16 protein-coding genes are annotated in these 16,647 nt (G+C 73.1%); 8 read left to right on the top strand and 8 right to left on the bottom strand.

Annotation, left to right across the window (positions count from 1 at the left end):
* The first annotated feature begins 147 nt into the window (after window positions 1–147).
* Window positions 148–951, top strand: coding sequence for a M15 family metallopeptidase (locus ACZ4NB_RS28625; RefSeq protein WP_467665921.1), 804 nt, complete (start codon window positions 148–150; stop codon window positions 949–951).
* A 28-nt stretch (window positions 952–979) separates the two neighbouring features.
* On the opposite strand, the gene ACZ4NB_RS28620 is transcribed toward ACZ4NB_RS28625, so the two are convergent.
* Window positions 980–1,921, bottom strand: coding sequence for an NUDIX hydrolase (locus tag ACZ4NB_RS28620; RefSeq protein ID WP_467665920.1), 942 nt, complete (start codon window positions 1,919–1,921; stop codon window positions 980–982).
* 228 nt (window positions 1,922–2,149) lie between these two features.
* Between ACZ4NB_RS28620 and ACZ4NB_RS28615 the strand changes: the two genes are divergently transcribed.
* From ACZ4NB_RS28615 to glpK, 3 genes are all read left to right on the top strand, one after another.
* Complete coding sequence (locus tag ACZ4NB_RS28615; protein ID WP_467665919.1) at window positions 2,150–3,898, top strand: EAL domain-containing protein; 1,749 nt, start codon at window positions 2,150–2,152, stop codon at window positions 3,896–3,898.
* A 118-nt stretch (window positions 3,899–4,016) separates the two neighbouring features.
* Complete coding sequence (locus tag ACZ4NB_RS28610) at window positions 4,017–4,784, top strand: MIP/aquaporin family protein (RefSeq protein WP_467665918.1); 768 nt, start codon at window positions 4,017–4,019, stop codon at window positions 4,782–4,784.
* Between the two features lie 52 nt (window positions 4,785–4,836).
* Window positions 4,837–6,369, top strand: coding sequence for a glycerol kinase GlpK (glpK, locus tag ACZ4NB_RS28605; protein WP_467665917.1), 1,533 nt, complete (start codon window positions 4,837–4,839; stop codon window positions 6,367–6,369).
* Between the two features lie 56 nt (window positions 6,370–6,425).
* Here glpK and ACZ4NB_RS28600 read toward each other — a convergent pair whose 3' ends face one another.
* The 3 genes from ACZ4NB_RS28600 to ACZ4NB_RS28590 all read right to left on the bottom strand — a co-directional run bounded on the left by ACZ4NB_RS28600 (window position 6,426) and on the right by ACZ4NB_RS28590 (window position 8,733).
* Window positions 6,426–7,037, bottom strand: coding sequence for a GTP-binding protein (locus tag ACZ4NB_RS28600; RefSeq protein ID WP_467665916.1), 612 nt, complete (start codon window positions 7,035–7,037; stop codon window positions 6,426–6,428).
* Window positions 7,038–7,183: 146 nt separating this feature from the next.
* The gene (locus ACZ4NB_RS28595) at window positions 7,184–7,801 is read right to left on the bottom strand and encodes a TetR/AcrR family transcriptional regulator (RefSeq protein ID WP_467665915.1); all 618 of its coding nucleotides are present in this window, start codon (window positions 7,799–7,801) and stop codon (window positions 7,184–7,186) included.
* A gap of 62 nt (window positions 7,802–7,863) precedes the next feature.
* Complete coding sequence (locus ACZ4NB_RS28590) at window positions 7,864–8,733, bottom strand: alpha/beta fold hydrolase (RefSeq protein ID WP_467665914.1); 870 nt, start codon at window positions 8,731–8,733, stop codon at window positions 7,864–7,866.
* 138 nt (window positions 8,734–8,871) lie between these two features.
* On the opposite strand from ACZ4NB_RS28590, the gene ACZ4NB_RS28585 reads away from it, so the two are divergent.
* Together ACZ4NB_RS28585 and ACZ4NB_RS28580 are read left to right on the top strand one after the other, a co-directional pair.
* Window positions 8,872–9,696, top strand: a complete 825-nt coding sequence (locus ACZ4NB_RS28585) for a PP2C family protein-serine/threonine phosphatase (RefSeq protein ID WP_467665913.1) — start codon at window positions 8,872–8,874, stop codon at window positions 9,694–9,696.
* Between the two features lie 74 nt (window positions 9,697–9,770).
* Window positions 9,771–10,775 carry an MASE1 domain-containing protein gene (locus ACZ4NB_RS28580; RefSeq protein WP_467665926.1) on the top strand — a complete coding sequence of 335 codons (1,005 nt, stop codon included), beginning with the start codon at window positions 9,771–9,773 and terminating at the stop codon, window positions 10,773–10,775.
* Window positions 10,776–10,828: 53 nt separating this feature from the next.
* On the opposite strand, the gene ACZ4NB_RS28575 is transcribed toward ACZ4NB_RS28580, so the two are convergent.
* The 3 genes from ACZ4NB_RS28575 to ACZ4NB_RS28565 are packed head-to-tail and all read right to left on the bottom strand — an operon-like array spanning window position 10,829 to window position 14,479.
* On the bottom strand, window positions 10,829–11,242 hold the full coding sequence (locus tag ACZ4NB_RS28575) for a DUF742 domain-containing protein (RefSeq protein ID WP_467665912.1): 414 nt from the start codon (window positions 11,240–11,242) through the stop codon (window positions 10,829–10,831).
* A gap of 19 nt (window positions 11,243–11,261) precedes the next feature.
* Entirely contained in the window at window positions 11,262–11,702 is a 441-nt protein-coding gene (locus tag ACZ4NB_RS28570) for a roadblock/LC7 domain-containing protein (protein WP_393500590.1), read from the bottom strand.
* Window positions 11,699–14,479, bottom strand: a complete 2,781-nt coding sequence (locus ACZ4NB_RS28565; protein ID WP_467665911.1) for a sensor histidine kinase — start codon at window positions 14,477–14,479, stop codon at window positions 11,699–11,701. Before ACZ4NB_RS28565 ends, ACZ4NB_RS28570 begins: the two co-directional genes overlap by 4 nt.
* A gap of 268 nt (window positions 14,480–14,747) precedes the next feature.
* Between ACZ4NB_RS28565 and ACZ4NB_RS28560 the strand changes: the two genes are divergently transcribed.
* Window positions 14,748–15,236 (top strand): hypothetical protein, encoded by a 489-nt coding sequence (locus ACZ4NB_RS28560; protein ID WP_467665925.1) that lies wholly within the window; start codon window positions 14,748–14,750, stop codon window positions 15,234–15,236.
* A gap of 56 nt (window positions 15,237–15,292) precedes the next feature.
* Here the strand turns inward: ACZ4NB_RS28560 and ACZ4NB_RS28555 are convergent, their stop codons facing one another.
* Complete coding sequence (locus tag ACZ4NB_RS28555) at window positions 15,293–15,622, bottom strand: bifunctional 3-phenylpropionate/cinnamic acid dioxygenase ferredoxin subunit (RefSeq protein ID WP_467665910.1); 330 nt, start codon at window positions 15,620–15,622, stop codon at window positions 15,293–15,295.
* 161 nt (window positions 15,623–15,783) lie between these two features.
* Between ACZ4NB_RS28555 and ACZ4NB_RS28550 the strand changes: the two genes are divergently transcribed.
* Window positions 15,784–16,587, top strand: a complete 804-nt coding sequence (locus tag ACZ4NB_RS28550; protein WP_467665909.1) for an IclR family transcriptional regulator — start codon at window positions 15,784–15,786, stop codon at window positions 16,585–16,587.
* Window positions 16,588–16,647 lie beyond the last annotated feature (60 nt).

Here is a 16,647-nt window from a genome sequence, read left to right as displayed (position 1 = left end):
AGCTCCGCTATCGAGACGCTCCGGCGCCTTGCGATGCACCGCACCAGACGCCGCGGCCTTTCCGACCCCGACCCATCGGACAGGCCCTAGGGCCCCGCCCGGTGGCGCTCTTCCCCCGCGCCTGCCCCGCCTGGTAGACGAGGGGCCATGCCGAGACTCGCAACCGCGCTGCGCGGCCTGGCCGTTGCCGCCGCCGCCCTGATGACCGTCGCCACACTGCCGTCGGGTGCGTCGGCGGGGGCCGCCCATCGGGCGGCGCCCCCGTCCGCGCCGCCTAAGGGGTTCGTCGCGCTGCGCGAGGTGGACCCCACGATCATCCAGGAGATGCGCTACGTCACCCCGCACAACTTCATGGGCGTACCGGTGGACGGCTACCGCAGGCCGACGTGCCTGCTGACCCGGGAGGCGGCGCGGGCGCTGCACCGCGCGCAGCTCTCCTTCCTCAAGCGGGGGCTCTCGCTGAAGGTGTACGACTGCTACCGGCCGCAGCGCGCGGTGGACCATTTCGTCCGGTGGGCCAAGGACCTGGACGACCAGCGGATGAAGGCGGAGTTCTATCCGCGGGTGGACAAGACCAGGCTGTTCGACGACGGCTATATCGCGGCCAAGTCGGGCCACAGCAGGGGAAGTACGCTCGATGTCACGCTGGTGCGACTGCCGGCCGTGCCCACCCGTCCGTATGTGCCGGGTGAGCCGCTGACGCCCTGTTACGGGCCGAAGGCCGGGCGCTTCCCGGACGACTCGCTCGACATGGGGACCGGGTTCGACTGCTTCGACACCCTCGCGCACACCCTCGACCCGCGTGTCCATGGGCGCCAGTTGGCCCATCGCCTGCTGCTCAAGAAGGGGCTGGAGCGGGCCGGGTTCGTGAATCTGCCGGAGGAGTGGTGGCACTACACCTTCAAGCCGGAGCCCTTCCCGGATACGTACTTCGACTTCCCCGTGCAGTGACCTTGCCGGTGACCGCCCCCGGTGGCGGTCAGAGCGCGCTCTCCTCGGGGCGCAGCAGCGCCGGGTGCAGCAGCCGGGCGTCGCCCGCCCGGTAGAGGCGGGCGCGCGGTCCGCCGCGGGTTCCGCCGCGGGCCGCGGTCGCCCCGGTGGGTTCGACGAAGCCGGGGACGGAGAGCACCTTGCGGTGGAAGTTCCCGGCGTGCAGGGGGCTGCCCCAGATGGATTCGTAGACGCCGCGGAGTTCGACGATGGTGAACTCCGCGCCGAGGAAGGCCGTCGCCAGCGGGGTGTACTCGATCTTGGCGCGGGCCCGGTCGAGGCCGTCCGCGACGATGCGGGCGTGGTCGAAGGCGAGCGGGAGCAGGGCCTCGGCGACGCCTTGACCGGGTGCCCGGTCGGCCGGGGTCCGGGGCGCGGAATCACCCCCGTCGATCCCGCGCCCCGGACCCTGCTGTGGGGGACGCGGCCGGGCCGCGTCCGGTTCGTCGAGCGCCAGTGCGCCGACCGGGACCCAGGCCGCGGCCCTGGCGTCGCCGCCGCCGCGCGCCTCGGGCAGGTCGGGTGCGAGGGCGAGGTAGGCGACGGTGACCACGGGCATCCGCGGGTCCCGGCCGGGGTCGCCGTACGAGCCGAGCTGTTCGAGGTGGACGCGCTCCAGCTGGGCGGCGTCCAGCCCGGTCTCCTCGGCCAGTTCGCGGGCCGCGGCCTGGTCGAGCGACTCCCGCCCGGCCCGGACGAAGCCGCCCGGCAGCGCCCAGGCGCCCTGGAAGGGCGGGCCGCCGCGCTCGACGAGCAGGATGTGCAGGACCCCGGAGCGCAGGGTCAGCGCGACGATGTCGACGGTCACGGCGATGGCCGGGAAGTCTCGCGGGTCGTAGGCCGCGAGGAAGGCGCGCTCGCCGTCGTCGGCGCCACCGCGCCTGCCGCCCTGCGGGTCCGTGTCCACGTGCCGCGCCCCCTCGCGATTCATTCTCAATCTGAGTCTTTCTCGGAACGAGAATAACTTAGCAGCGGGGTGCGCCCGACATCCAGACGGTAGCCGCAGCTGACGGATCATCAGGCGTTCGGGCCGGTCCGCGTCACCCCCTCGAACGTCCTGTGTGCATCGCGCGGCAGCCGCCCGCACGCTCCGGAAGGGTGCATGAACAGTGCGTTAATCACACCCTGTTGAGGGTGGGGGCGGGGCATGCTGCTCTCCGTGCCTGCCTGGACGGACCAGCTTCGATTCGCCTTCCAGCCCGTCGTGAACCTCTCGACCGGTTCGGTCGCGGCGCTGGAGATACTCGCCCGCCCCGAGCCCGGCGAGGTCGACGTTCTGGCCACCGCGCGGCGCTGTCCCGACCTGGACGCCGAACTCGCGGCGCTCGCCGTACGGACGGCGGCACACCAGGAGACGCTGCTGCCGCTGCATGTCAACGTCTTCGCGACGACCGTCGCCGAGCTGCCCCGACTGACGTCGCTGGGCAAGGCCGTGCACGACATCGGCCGGCGGCCGTGGGAGATCACCCTCGATCTCGTCGGGCCGTTCACCCATGTCCCGCGCGCCGCGCTGCTGGAGTCGGTGGCGGTGCTGCGCGACGAGGGCTACCGGATCTGCGCGGACGGGGTCGGGGACGGCGATCTGCCGCTGCGGCTGCTCGGCGAGCTCGCGCCGGACCTCGTCAAGCTCGACGCGTCGCTGTGCGCGCGGCTGGACACCGATCGGGGGCGGCAGGCCGCGGTGGCCGCGATGCGGCAGCTGTGCGAGCGGATCGGTGGGCTGCTGGCCATCGAGGGGGTGGAGAACGAGCGGCAGTACGCGGCGGTGCGGGAGGCCGGGGTGCAGTTGGCGCAGGGCCACTTGTTCGCGCCGCCCGCGCGACGGCCCGCCACCGAGATCTATCTGCCGCCGCCGGCCGCGCGGGCGGTGAACGGGCCGGCGGCGCCGTACCACCCGCCGGCCGGGCCGCCGGTCGCGCAGTTCCTGCAGCCCGCCGCGCTGCTGCCGATGTCCGCGTCGGCGGGCGCGGTGCGCAGCCATCTCACCGGCTTTCCCGAGGTGTCGGGGGTGCTGCTGGTGGACACCGACGGGGTGCCGGTCCGGGCGATCGACCGGGACCGGTTCCTGCTGTCGCTGTCCGGGCGGTACGGGCATGCGCTGTACGCCGACCGGCCGGCGCTGCGGCTCGCCGACCGGCCCCGGACGGTCGGGGCGGACGCCACCGCCTGGCAGGTGCTCGATGTGATCGCCGAGGGCGACCGCGACCGTACGGGCGACGATGTGGCGGTGGTGGACGAGCGCGGCCGGTGCATGGGGGTGGTGCACCTCGCCGACATCGTGCGGGCGCTGGCCGAGAGCCGGGTGGAGGAGGCGGCGCGGCTCAACCCGCTGACCCGGCTGCCCGGTTCGGACGAGGTCAACGGCGAGGTGGACCGGCGGATCGCCGAGGGCCGGGCGTTCGCGCTGAGCTGGCTGGATGTGGACGGTTTCAAGCAGGTCAACGACGGCGCCGGGTTCGCGGCCGGCGATGAGCTGATCCGCTCGGTGGGGCGGACACTGGCCGGGGTCGCGGCGGGCGAACCGGCCTGCCGGGTCGGCCACATCGGCGGCGACGACTTCCTGGTGCTGACCGAGCCGGACGGCCTGGAGCCGTTCGCCGCGGCGCTGCTGGACGTGGTCTGGTCCGCGGGCGGGCGGCCGGTCACGCTGTCGCTGGCGACCGCGGTGTGCCCGCCCGGCAGCGTCGGCGGGCACCATGCGGCCGCGGCGGCCCTGGCGCCGCTGAAGAAGGCGGCGAAGGCCCTGCCGGGGGCGAGCTGGGTGCTGGGCCGGCCGGGCTCGGAGCGCACCGAGATCCGGCGCGGGTCGCCGCTGCGGATGCCCGGTCCGGCCGGGCCCGGATGCCCCGCCGCGCCCGGCCAGAGCGGTGCACTGCCCCCCGGGCAGGGCGGCCGAGCGGTCGGTTGACTGCTCAACATCCTTTGTTGTGTGCGACCTTGACGGCCCATCACCTCGGGTGAACACTTCCGGACGCACCCTACGGAGGACCGGGGGCCGTCCCCGGGGCGAGAGCCAAGGAGCCGCCATGTATTCCAACGGGGACATCTTCGTCGGTGAAGTGATCGGCACCGCGATGCTGATTCTCTTCGGCGCCGGCGTGTGCGCCGCCGTCACCCTGCACCACTCCAAGGCCAGGGCCGCCGGCTGGGTCGTGATCGCGTTCGGCTGGGGCATGGGCGTACTCGCCGGTGCGTACACCGCGGCGCCGCTGTCCGGCGGGCACCTCAACCCCGCGGTGACGGTCGGCTCGGCGGTCGCGGGCGGGACCGAGTGGTCCAAGGTGCCGCTGTACATCCTGGCGCAGATGCTGGGCGCGGGGATCGGCGCCGTACTGGCCTGGGCGCTGTACTACGCGCAGTTCGCCGCCAACGCGGAGCGGGACAAGGCCCAGCCGACGCTGGGGATCTTCTCCACCGCTCCGGAGATCCGCAAACCGGCCGCCAACCTCGTCACCGAGATCATCGCGACCATCGGCCTGGTGCTGCCCCTGCTGTTCTTCGGCCAGAACAAGGGCATCGGCATCGGCCAGGTGCCCGGCGCGCAGGCCGGGGTCTACGGCTCGGGCATCAATGTGCTGCTGGTCGCGCTGCTGGTGGTCGGCATCGGGCTGTCGCTCGGCGGGCCCACCGGCTATGCCATCAACCCGGCCCGCGACCTCGCCCCGCGCGTGGTGCACGCACTGCTGCCGATCCCCAACAAGGGCTCCTCGGACTGGAGTTACGCCTGGATCCCGGTGGCCGGACCGCTGATCGGTGCGGTGCTGGCCGGTCTGGTCCACAACTGCGTGTTCTGACCCGGTAGGCCCCGCACCCACTTCGAGCCAGGACGTCAGGAGGCGTGACGGTATGACCGAGCGAACCGGGAAGACCGAGAAGTATGTGGCCGCGATCGATCAGGGCACCACGTCGAGCCGCTGCATCATCTTCGACCACGGCGGGGCGATCGTCGCCGTGGACCAGCGCGAGCACCGGCAGATCTTCCCCAAGCCCGGCTGGGTGGAGCACGACGCGGCCGAGATCTGGGCGAAGGTGCAGGCCGTGGTGGCGGGCGCGCTCGCCAAGGCGGGGCTGCGCGCCGACCAGCTCAGTGCGCTGGGCATCACCAACCAGCGGGAGACCACGGTCCTTTGGGACCGGGCCACCGGCAGACCGGTGCACCATGCGATCGTCTGGCAGGACACCCGCACCGCCCAGCTGTGCGCCCAGCTCGGCGGCCAGGACGGCCAGGACCGCTTCCGGGACGCCACCGGTCTGCCGCTGGCCAGCTACTTCTCCGGGCCGAAGGCGGCCTGGCTGCTGGACGAGGTGCCGGGGCTGCGGGCCCGCGCCGAGCGCGGCGAGATCGCGTTCGGCACCATCGACTCCTGGCTGATCTGGAATCTGACCGGCGGCACCGACGGCGGGGTGCACGTCACCGACGTGACCAACGCGGGCCGCACGATGCTGATGAACCTCGGCACCCTGCAGTGGGACCCGGAGATCCTGTCGGCGATGAACGTGCCGGCCGCGATGCTGCCGGAGATCCGGTCCTCGGCCGAGGTGTACGGCACGGCGGTGGGGCAGCTGCACGGGGTGCCGGTGGCGTCCGCGCTGGGCGACCAGCAGGCCGCGGTGTTCGGCCAGACCTGCTACGGCGTCGGCGAGGCCAAGAACACCTACGGGACCGGCTCGTTCCTGCTGCTCAACACCGGCAACCGCCCCGTACCGTCCAAGAACGGGCTGCTGACGACCATGGGCTACCAGCTCGGCGGCGAGGCGCCCGTGTACTGCCTGGAGGGCTCCATCGCCATTACGGGCGCGCTGGTGCAGTGGTTCCGCGACCAGCTGGGGATCATCGCGTCGGCCGAGGAGATCGAGCCGCTGGCGGCGAGCGTCCCGGACAACGGCGGGGCGTATGTGGTGCCGGCGTTCTCCGGCCTGTTCGCGCCGTACTGGCGCTCCGACGCCCGCGGTGTGATCACCGGCCTGACCGGGTTCGTCACCAAGGCGCATCTGGCCCGCGCCGTACTGGAGGCGACCAGCTGGCAGACCCGCGAGGTCGTGGACGCCATGTTCCAGGACTCCGGCGTACGGATCACCCGGCTCAAGGTCGACGGCGGGATGACCGCCAACGGCCTGCTGATGCAGCATCAGGCGGATGTGCTCGGGGTTCCGGTGATCCGCCCGGTGATCTCGGAGACGACCTGTCTGGGCGCGGCGTACGCGGCCGGGCTGGCGACCGGCGTCTGGCAGGACCTCGACGAGCTGCGCAGCCACTGGAAGCGCGACCGGCAGTGGGAGCCGCGGATGGACGACCGGGCCCGCGAGAGCGAGTTCGCCAACTGGCGCAAGGCCGTGGAGCGGAGCTTCGGCTGGCTGCCCGAGGGCGGCCCGGCATAGGGGGCGTGCGGCCCGTGCCTCGGACGGCGGGGGACGGGCCGCACTTCGGCGCCCGGTCAGGGCAGCGCGGGCTCCCGCCGCCGGGCGTCCGTGTGCAGCGCGTGCTGGACGACGGAGACCAGTACGTCCCGGGCGGACTCGCGGCGGCGGGCGTCGCAGAGCATCACCGGCACCTCGGGGTTGAGGTCCAGGGCCTCGCGTACGGCCTCCGGCGGATAGCGGTCGGCGCCGTCGAAGCAGTTGACGGCGACCGTGAACGGCAGACCGCGCCGCTCGAAGTAGTCGATGGCGGAGAAGCTGTCCGCGAGCCGGCGGGTGTCGGCGAGCACCACCGCACCGAGCGCACCGAGCGCCAGCTCGTCCCACAGGAACCAGAAGCGGTCCTGGCCCGGAGTGCCGAAGAGGTAGAGGACCAGCTCCTCGTTGAGGGTGATCCGTCCGAAGTCCATCGCGACGGTGGTGGTGGTCTTGGCCTCCACCCCGTCGAGGTCGTCCACCAGCCGGCCCGCCTCGGTCAGCCGCTCCTCCGTGCGCAGCGGCTTGATCTCGCTGACGGCGCCGACCAGGGTGGTCTTGCCGACCCCGAAGCCGCCCGCGACCAGGATCTTGAGCGTCACGGGATCGGCGGGGGCGGTCCGTTGGGAGCGGTCGGAACGCCCGAAGGCCATGGGATTCTTCTCCTGATTTGCCGGGAGTACGGGCGGAGCTCACCTCTTCCCGCGCATCGGCGCACAGGGCAGCGGCTGCAAGGGAACGGTACAACGTACGCCGCGCGGCGCCCACTTGAGATGAGTCACGCTTGAGCCACAGCAGGTCAGGGCCGCCGGGCTCCCAGCGCCTCGGGCCGGTCGAGCAGTCCCAGCAGGCTCACGAAGCTGGCCTCGATGAAGGCGCACAGCTCCTCGCGGGCGGCGGCGTCCGACTCCGGCCAGGTCGTGACCGCCTCCTCGGCGAACGCCATCCAGGCGCGCGAGGCCAGCTCCAGGCGCGGGGCGTCCGGCATGCCGAGCCGCCGCTGCCCGTCGCGCAGCCGGCGGGCGATCGTCTCGCGGGTCTCTCCGATGATGTCCGCAATCGCGGGGTGGCTGCCGGCGGCGCCCCGTACCAGCGCGAGGTACGCCTGCCGGTGCTCCAGGACGTACGCCACGAAGCCCGCGATGAACGCCCGCATCCAGGCGACCGGCTCCAGCGAGCCGTCCGGTTCGGTCGCGGCGGTGAAGCGGTCGCACTCGGCGCGGACCACGGCGCGGTAGAAGTCGCGCTTGGAGTCGAAGTAGTGGAAGAGCAGTCCGCGCGAGATACCGGCCCGCCGGGCGACTTCGTCGGTGGACAGCTCGTCCAGGGAGCGGTCGGCGAGCATCTCCAGCCCGATGCCGACCAGCTGCGCGCGGCGCTGGTCGGGGGTGAGTCGGGTGGTCCGCTTGCCGGGCATGCCCGCAGTTTACGGCGGCGGGCCGGGCGCGTTCGCGCTGTCCCCGGCCCGCCGCCGCGGCGTCAGGCGTACTGCCCGAGGTGGTCGAGGATGGTGGGGGTGACGAGGTCGGGGACCTCTTCGGGCAGCCAGTGGCTGGCGCCCTCCAGCGCCTCGAAGCGGTACGGGCCGTCCACCCACTCCCCCGTCGACTCGGCCGCGCCGCGGCCCAGCGCCATGTCCTGGCTGCCCCACAGGAAGAGGGTGGGGACGGTGATCCGGCCCGCGGGCACCGAGATGACGGACTCGGGGGCGCGGTACCAGTTCAGGGTGGCGGTCAGCGCGCCCGGTGCGGACAGCCGGCGGACGTTGTCCTCCACGAGCGCGTCGGGGACCTTTCCGCCGTACGCGGCGCGCAGCCGGGCGGCGTCGTCGGCCAGCAGGGCGGCCTCCGCGGCGCCGTCGTCGCGGCGGAAGAAGCGGACGTAGTCGAGGCGGTGGTGCTGGGTGGGGTCCTCGGCGGCGGCGCGGTTGAGCGCGTCCGGGTGCGGGGTGGCCAGCACCGTCAGGGACTTCAGCCGCTCGGGGTGGGCGCCGGCCAGCGCCCAGGCGACCATGCCGCCCCAGTCGTGGGAGACGAGGTGGAAGCGGCCGGCGCCCTGGGAGTCGGCGAAGGCGAGGGCGTCGGCGACGAGTTCGGGGACGGCGTAGTCGGCGATCCGGGCGGGGCGGGCGCGCGGGGAGTAGCCGCGCTGGTCGACGGCGAGGGCGCGGTAGCCGGCCGCGCCCAGGGCGGGGAGCACCGCGCTCCAGGAGTCGGCGAACTCCGGCCAGCCGTGCAGCAGCAGGACCAGCTCGCCGTCGGCGGGGCCCGAGGCCAGGGCGTCGTAGGTGTGCGGACCGACCTGGATCTCCAGGCGCTCGACGGGGGCCGGGGTGGCGTCCGTGGGCATGGCGGCGGTGCTCCTCCTGTTGACAGTTGCTTAATAGAGCCTACTCCGGTGTTGAGCAGTGCTCAACGAGCCGGGGGTAATGTGAGAGTTCAGCGCGATTCGTCCCTACGGGATCGGCGATGCGGAGCGGGGTGCTGAATGAACGGTCACCGCACCACCTCCGGCCCGCCGTCCGAGGAGCTGCTGCGGCTCCTCGGCCAGCTCACCGGCCGGGTCATGGAGCGGATCAAGCTGCAGCAGGCGCGGGTGGCCCTGGCCGTGGAGCTGCAGCGGCACATGCTCCCGCCGGAGCTGCCGGGCCTGCCCGGACTGCAGACCGCGGCCCGCTATGTACCGGCGCAGACGGGCCTGGACATCGGGGGCGACTGGTACGACGCGTTCTGGCTGCCGGACGGCTCGCTCGGCTTCGCCGTCGGCGACGTCCAGGGCCATGATGTGGAGGCCGCCGCCTTCATGGGACAGGTGCGCACCGGCCTGCGCGCCGTCGCGGGCGCCACCACCGACCCCGGCGACGTCCTGGAGCGGGCCAACAACCTCCTGCTGTCGATGAGCTCGGACCTCCTGGCGACCTGCACCTTCCTGCGCTTCGCCCCGGACAGCGGCGAACTGGCCGGTGCCCGCGCCGGCCATGTCCCGGCGGTGTGGGGCACCGCCTCCGGCACGGAGGTGCTGATGGATCCGGGCGGGATGCCGCTGGGGGTCTTCCCCGACCAGCGATATCCGGTCACCCACCGCCGGCTGACCGAGGTGGGGGCGTTCGTGCTGCTCACCGACGGGGTGGTGGAGGGGCCGTCCTACCCGATCGAGAACGGACTGGCGCGGGTGGTGGACCTGGTGGACAAGGGGTACGCCGAGGACGCCGAGGACCTGGCGGGCGAGGTGATCGCGGTGGCCGATCTGACCGGGCACACCGACGACGCCGCCGTCCTCGTGCTCCGCCACAACGGGGGCCCCTACGCCTAGGGGCGGCGCGCGGCGACGAAGCGGAGGCCGGTGTGGTGCACGACGAGCGGCACGGAGGGCACGACGGCACCGCCGTGCGGCTCCGTACCGCCCTGTGGCGGCAGCGGGCCACCCTCGTGCAGATCCTGGTGACCGCCGGGATCTACTACGGCAGCGCCCGGCTCGGCCTCCTGCAGGAGCTGGTCCGCGGCCAGGTCACCCCGCTGTGGCCGCCGACCGGCATCGCCCTGACGGCGCTGCTGCTGTTCGGTGTGCGGACGTGGCCGGGGATCGCCCTCGGCGCGTTCCTGGTCAATGTCTCGCTGGGGCCGTCGCTGCTGGTGGTCCTCGCGATCGTCGCGGGCAACACGGTCGGCCCGGTGCTGTCCTACCGGTTGCTGCGCCGGGTGGGGTTCCATACGGAGCTGGACCGGCTGCGCGACGCCCTGGCGCTGGTGGTGCTCGGCGCGCTGACCGGGATGCTGGTCAGCTCGACGGCCGGCAGCGGCGTCCTGGTGCTCTCCGGCGCGCTCCCGGCGTCGGACTTCTGGGCCACCTGGGCGGTGTGGTGGACCGGTGATGCGATGGGGGTGCTGGTGATCACGCCGGTGCTGCTGCTCCTGAGCACCGCCCGGTGGCCGCTCGCCGGACGCGTCCCCCTCCTGCGGTGGGCGGAGGCGGTGCTGCTGGTCGGCTGCACGTTCACCGTCACCGTGCTCGCCGTGAGCAGCTCGATGAATCTGCTCTTCCTGGTCTCGCCGTGTCTGATGTGGGCCGCGTTCCGGTTCGAACGGGCCGGGGCGGCGCCCTGTGCGCTGCTGGTCTCGACGGTCGCGATCGTGGCGGCCGCCCAGGGCTCGGGGCCGTTCGCCCTGCACGACCTGTTCACCAACATGGTCATCCTGCAGGCGTTCAACGGGATCACCGCACTCACCGCGCTGCTGCTCGCCGCGGTGATCACCGAGCGGCGCAACACCCAGCGGCAGATCCTGCAGGTCGTCGTCCAGCTCTCGGAGGCGGTCAGCCAGCTGGACTCCCAGCCGTCCGCGGACCAGTGGCCGCCGCCGCGCCGGAGGAAGTCCGGCGACGACGGCGGCTAGGGCTCTGACTCCCGAGGCCCGCGGAGTCCGCGCAGGCGCCCCCCAGGGGCCGTTCACAGCGCCCGCAGGCCGTCGATCACCTCGCGCAGCACCTTCTCGTCGGGCAGCTCGGCGGGCGGCACCGGGCGGCTGACCCGGACCAGCTCCGCGTCCAGCAGATCGCCGATCAGGACCCGTACGACACCGACCGGCAGATCGAGTTCGGCCGCCAGCTCGGCGACCGACAGCGGCGCCTGCCGGCACCGCTCGACGATCTCGACCTGCTCCGGCGACAGCGTCTGATCGTCGATCGTGCGCTCCGCGCGGCTCTCGGCGATCACCTGTGCGATCAGGTCGAGGCGCCCCTCGGCGTCGGTGCGGGTGCGCCCGCGCGTCATGGCGTACGGCCGGACGACGGGCCCCGCCTCGTCGTCGAACCAGCGGGCCGCCTCCCGGTCCCGCGCCGCCCGGCCGTCCTGATCGCTCATGGCGTCCCCGTCGTCGTGCTCAGGTGGAGAGGCCGGACCTGGGCGCGGTGCCCAGATGCGCGCCCACGCGCTTGACCAACAGGGTCATCTCGTAGGCGATCAGTCCGACATCGGAGTCCGCGTCGGCGAGCACGGCCAGGCAGCTGCCGTCGCCGGCCGCGCTGACGAACAGGAACGCGTCGTCCAGCTCGACCATGGTCTGGCGGACCTGCCCGACGTCGAAGTGCCGGCCGACGCCCTTGGCCAGGCTGTGGAAGCCGGAGGCGACCGCGGCCAGATGCTCGCCGTCCTCGCGGGTCAGGTCCTTCGAGGCGCCGGTGGCCAGCCCGTCGCTGGAGAGCACCAGGGCCTTGCGGATGGAGCCGACCCGATCCACCAGCTCGTCCAGGAGCCAGTTCAGCTCACCGGACCCCTTCGCCGAGAACGATGCGTTGGTGGCTGCTGCCTTCGGTGCGGTCATGGACCGTCCCCTCCCGATGTGGTTCCTGGTGCTGCGGTGCCCGTGTCCTCGCCGCGCTGTGCGGTCCGGTCGGGGGCATCCGGGTCTGTGGTGTCCGCGGACGGCGGGTTCCCGGCCGGCGCGTCCTGGTCCGACGGTGCCGCGCCGGGGCGCGGTTCCTCGCCGCTCTCGCGGCGGGCGCGCTGCCAGCCCCGCTGGAGCGAGTCCATCCGGGCCCGCACCTCCGCGGCGTCGCGGTCGTCCTCGGGCGGTGCGGCGGGCGGCTCCGGCGCGGCCGGACCGGCCGCCTCGGCCTTGAGCTGCGGTGCGAGGCTGGCCTGCCGGACCCGGCGGGGCAGCCCCGTGGGCGTGATCGGCGTGGGCGGGTCGGCGGGCGGGCCCGGCTCGCCGGCGTCCTCGCCGGAGGGGCGCTCGCCGGTCGGCTCGCGGTCGGCCGGCTCGTCCGCACCGTCGCGGCCGTCGACCGTCCTGCCGTGGTCCGAGACCAGCACCGGAGGCCGGGGGCGGCGCGGCAGCGGTGCCAGTCCGCCGCCGGGCGCCTGGTCACGGGTCTGCTGGTGCTGCTCGCCGTCGGGGACCGGCGGCACCGGCGCGATGCTGCGCGGCCCGGTCCCGGCTGCGCGACGGCCGGCGTCGCGGTCCCGGTCCCGCTCCCGGCCCCGGAAGAGGTCCTCCTCGTCCTCGTGCGGCCCCAGCCCGTCCAGGCCCAGCGGCGCCTCCAGTTCGACCGGACCGTCGAGGACGGCGGGGGCCCGCCGCTCCGGAAGCGGCAGCGGCGCGTGCGAGAGCGCGGCCAACTTGCCCGCGGCATGCTCCAGTTCGGTGTCCGGCGGGCCGGACAGCGCGTCGGCGACCGGCCCCTCGACCTCCCTGGCGCCGTCGGAGGTCTCGGTGAGGATCTCGCCCGGGATGAAGACCACGGCGGTGGTGCCGCCGTACGGCGAGGGCTGCAGCGCGACCCGTACCCGCTGGCGCTGGGCGAGCCGGCTGACCACGAACAGGCCGAGGCGGTCGGTGTCGGACAGCTCGAACTCGGGGGTCTCGGCGAGCCGGAGGTTGGCTTCGAGCAGCAGGTCCGGGGCCATGCCCAGGCCGCGGTCGTGGATCTCCAGGGTGTAGCCGTTGGCCACCCGCTCGCCCAGCACCTGTACGGCGGTGTGCGGCGGCGAGAAGACGGTGGCATTCTCCAGGAGTTCGGCTATCAGGTGCGTGAGGTCGGAGACCGCCGGGCCGTCCACCGCGAGCCGCGGCAGCCGGCGGACCTCGATCCGCTCGTAGTCCTCGACCTCGGCGACCGCCGCGCGCACCACGTCCATCAGCTGGATCGGTTTGCGCCACTGCCGCGACGGGGCCGCGCCGGAGAGGATGACCAGGCCCTCGGCGTGCCGCCGCATACGGGTGGTGAGGTGGTCGATCCGGAAGAGGTCGGCGAGTTCGTCGGTGTCCTCGGTGCGCCGCTCCATGGCGTCCAGCAGCGTCAGCTGGCGGTGCAGCAGGACCTGGCTGCGGCGGGCGAGGTTGACGAACACCTCGGAGACGCCGCGGCGCATGTCCGCCTGCTTGACGGCGGCCTCGATGGCGGCCCGCTGGAGGGTGTTGAGCGCCTGGCCGACCTGGCCGGTCTCGTCCGGACCGAATTCGAGCCGGGGTGCCTCGGTCTCCACGTCGACCTGCTCCCCGGCCGCGAGCCGGCGCATCACGCTCGGCAGCCGTACGCCGGAGACCTCATGGGCGGTCTTGCGCAGCCGGGTCAGGTCCCGGACGTGGCGGCGGCCGATGCGGAAGGAGACGATGATCGAGACCAGCAGCGCGATGAAGCCGAGGACGCCGGCGATGGCGGCCTTGAGCAGGATGTGCGAGGCGACCGGGGCGACCCGCTGCTGGTAGCGGTCGCCGGCGTCCTTGCCCATCCGTTCGAGGTCGTCGAGCACCTTGTCCGCGGCGGTGTGCCAGCGCTCGGCGTTGACCACCTGCGGTCCGGTCCGGGCGCCCGCGGCGATCACCCGGTCCTCGTAGGAGGTCAGTTCGACGGCCTTGGCGGAGCGCCAGTAGTCCTCGTAGAGGCCGCGGTCCGCGGACGGCAGGGCCGGGAGGTTGGTGTCGTACAGGACCCGGCGCTCGGCCACCCGGTCGGACAGCGAGCGCAGATCGCGCTTGCTCATGCTGCCGGAGGCGAGCACCGCGGACATCAGGGCGTCCTCACGGGAGACGGCCTCCCGGGCCCGGGTGATGTTGACCAGCGCCCGGCCCTGCTTGTCCATCTCCACGTTCTCCAGGGCGTGGAGCGCGGCGAGGAAGTCATAGCCGGGGTCGACCAGGGAGTTGTAGCTCTCCATGGCCTCGTCGCGGGTGACGGTGTTGTCCTCGACCTGGGCGCGCAGCGAGCCGAGGCCGGTCAGGCCCTTGAGGACGCCGTCCATCCGGTCGCCGGCGTCGCCGGTCAGGTCCTCGCGTACGTCGCGGGCGTCGGCGTCGGCGCGCAGCCGGGTGATCGCCTCGTCGGTGGCCCGGGTCTGCGCGTGGAGTTCGCCCTCCGCGTCGGCGTCGCGCCGGTCGGCCAGGTAGAGCAGGCTCTGCCGGCGCTCGCGCTGGAGGGCCTGGACGACGTCCTCGACCGGATAGCCCAGGTTCTGTACGACGTTGCCGACGTCCAGCAGCTGGTTGGCCTCACGTCCGGTGATATAGGTCATGAACGCCCACATGGACGTCAGGGACACCAGCGGTACGAGCAGCAACGCCACGATCTTCCGGCGGACCGACTTCCCGCGAAAGCGCATGGCCTCCCCTACGTCAACCCCGGCGCACGGGGGCGGTGTTCCGTCAACAAACGGCGCGAGCCTACTACTGTCGGGGGACGGACCCGAAGACCTCTTGTGAGGGCACGGAGGCCCCCGCGGCAGGATCGCCCTACGTTGTCCGCTGATTCCCGGACAAGGCGCCCGTATTCCTGGGGCTGGACGTCTCTCCCGTATTCGGCCGCAGGTCGGGACACTTGGCCGGTTTTTCCCTACCCCGAGTAACCCATCCTCGCTTCGGTGCGTGACCATGGACGTGGACGGTGTGCGGAACCCAGGGAATGTACCCGGCGAAACCCGGGCAGCCACCGAGGAGCCGGACACACGGGGAGAGTGCGGGGAGTGTGACGCGTTCATGGACACCGGCAGGCGGCCGTTGTGGCAGGAGGAGCCGGCGGCGCGGCCCAGGATGGCGGATCCGGTGCGCACGGCCGCGGTGCGCGCCGTCATCATCGTGGCGATCACGCTGATTCAGGCCATGGTGGCGTTCCTGTGCACCCTGGCGGGTTCCTGGTTCGCCTTCCCGGCGGTGCTCAGCACGGTCGCCAGCACCGTGGTCGCCACGTGGGGCGTGCTCGACGTCTGGGTGACCCGTCAGGTCTGGGTGCAGCGCAACGGCGTGCAGTCCCAGCCGAGCAGTACGGCCCGGGAGTTGCGGCGCGAGCGGCGCCGGGCGCGCCGGCAGGAGCGGCGCGCCTCGCGGGAGGGCCGGTCAGGGGTGGACCGCGCGGCCGCGTGAACGATCGGGGCGGCGGTCCGGCACCGCCCCGAAGGCACTCAAGAGCTTCCCGGCCCTCAGGCCACCGCCTCCTCCCGCACGGCGGGCCGTACATGGATCGTCCCGTCCAGGACGCTGACCTCGTGGGTGCGCACCGCCCGTCGGGCCGGCAGGCAGGTCGGGGCGCCGGTGCGCAGGTCGAACAGGGCCGCATGCAGCGGGCATTCGACGAAGCAGCCCTCCACCCAGCCCTCGGAGAGCGAGGCGTCCTGGTGGCTGCAGGTGTCGTCGACGGCGTAGAACCCGCCCTCGGCGTGGAAGACCGCGATGGCCGGTGTGGTGTCGTCGATCTCGATCCGTACGGACTCGCCCTCGGGCAGGTCCTCGATGCGGCAGACGGGAATCATCTGGCCCCCCTCGCGCTGGCCGGTATCATGTGTTTTGAATAACGCATCGCAGAGCGCGATGCGCAACAGAATCCAAGTCGGGGAGCGGGCCGTCAAGGGCTTTCCGGCAGATGCCCTCAGACGTGCCCGTCGGGGGCGACGGGGTGGTGACGCAAAGACCCATGGCGAACACGAGCGATACGGCCGAGGACCGGTCCGAGGAGCGGCGCGGGGCGGGATCCGTCCAGTCCGTGGACCGCGCGGTGAGCGTGCTGGAGATCCTGGCCAAGCTGGGCGAGGCCGGGGTGACCGAGATCGCCGAGGAGCTGGGCGTCCACAAGTCGACCGCGTTCCGGATCCTCGGGGTGCTGGAGCACCGCGGGCTGGTGGCGCAGGAGAAGGAGCGCGGGAAGTACTACCTGGGGGCCGGGGTGCTGCGGCTGGCCGGCGCCGCGGCGATCCGGCTGGACATCTCGCAGGAGGGCCAGCCGGTCTGCCGGGCGCTCGCCGACGACACCGGGGAGACCGCCAACATCGCGGTGCTGGACGGCGATGCGGCGGTCAACATCATGCAGGCCAGGGGCGCCGCCGCGGTCACCGCGTACAACTGGCTCGGCCGACGCACCCCGCTGCACGCCACCGCCAGCGGCAAGGTGCTGCTGGCCCATCTGCCGGCGCAGCGCCGGGAGAGCCTGGTGACCCGGAAGCTGGCGCGGTTCACCGAGCACACGCTGACCACGGCCGCCGGTGTGCGCGAGCAGCTGACCGTCGCGCTGGCGGACGGATTCGCCTGCACCAGCGAGGAGTTGGAGATCGGGCTGAACGCGGTGGCGGCGCCGGTGCGGGCGCACGACGGTGCGGTGATCGGGGCCATCGGCGTCTCGGGGCCGGCATACCGGATGGAGCGTCAGCTGCTCCCCGAGCTCGCGGAGCGTGCCGCGAAGGCCGCGGCCGAGCTCTCCCGCCGTATGGGGTACGCGGGTTGAGGACCGCGCGACGGCGTCCGGGGCGCTCCGGGGCCCTGGGGCGCCTCCCCCGGGGCGCCT

The sequence above is a fragment of the Streptomyces sp. NPDC026575 genome, assembly GCF_055567415.1.
This window is presented reverse-complemented; position numbering and strand designations above follow the sequence as displayed.

What these genes read in the sequence shown, in the direction of transcription:
- ACZ4NB_RS28625 (WP_467665921.1), top strand. Translation starts at nt 148, where the DNA reads ATGCCGAGACTCGCAACCGCGCTGCGCGGCCTGGCCGTTGCCGCCGCC.
- ACZ4NB_RS28620 (WP_467665920.1), bottom strand. Translation starts at nt 1,921, where the DNA reads ATGAATCGCGAGGGGGCGCGGCACGTGGACACGGACCCGCAGGGCGGC.
- ACZ4NB_RS28610 (WP_467665918.1), top strand. Translation starts at nt 4,017, where the DNA reads ATGTATTCCAACGGGGACATCTTCGTCGGTGAAGTGATCGGCACCGCG.
- glpK (WP_467665917.1), top strand. Translation starts at nt 4,837, where the DNA reads ATGACCGAGCGAACCGGGAAGACCGAGAAGTATGTGGCCGCGATCGAT.
- ACZ4NB_RS28600 (WP_467665916.1), bottom strand. Translation starts at nt 7,037, where the DNA reads ATGGCCTTCGGGCGTTCCGACCGCTCCCAACGGACCGCCCCCGCCGAT.
- ACZ4NB_RS28595 (WP_467665915.1), bottom strand. Translation starts at nt 7,801, where the DNA reads ATGCCCGGCAAGCGGACCACCCGACTCACCCCCGACCAGCGCCGCGCG.
- ACZ4NB_RS28590 (WP_467665914.1), bottom strand. Translation starts at nt 8,733, where the DNA reads ATGCCCACGGACGCCACCCCGGCCCCCGTCGAGCGCCTGGAGATCCAG.
- ACZ4NB_RS28585 (WP_467665913.1), top strand. Translation starts at nt 8,872, where the DNA reads ATGAACGGTCACCGCACCACCTCCGGCCCGCCGTCCGAGGAGCTGCTG.
- ACZ4NB_RS28575 (WP_467665912.1), bottom strand. Translation starts at nt 11,242, where the DNA reads ATGAGCGATCAGGACGGCCGGGCGGCGCGGGACCGGGAGGCGGCCCGC.
- ACZ4NB_RS28570 (WP_393500590.1), bottom strand. Translation starts at nt 11,702, where the DNA reads ATGACCGCACCGAAGGCAGCAGCCACCAACGCATCGTTCTCGGCGAAG.
- ACZ4NB_RS28565 (WP_467665911.1), bottom strand. Translation starts at nt 14,479, where the DNA reads ATGCGCTTTCGCGGGAAGTCGGTCCGCCGGAAGATCGTGGCGTTGCTG.
- ACZ4NB_RS28560 (WP_467665925.1), top strand. Translation starts at nt 14,748, where the DNA reads ATGGACGTGGACGGTGTGCGGAACCCAGGGAATGTACCCGGCGAAACC.
- ACZ4NB_RS28555 (WP_467665910.1), bottom strand. Translation starts at nt 15,622, where the DNA reads ATGATTCCCGTCTGCCGCATCGAGGACCTGCCCGAGGGCGAGTCCGTA.
- ACZ4NB_RS28550 (WP_467665909.1), top strand. Translation starts at nt 15,784, where the DNA reads ATGGCGAACACGAGCGATACGGCCGAGGACCGGTCCGAGGAGCGGCGC.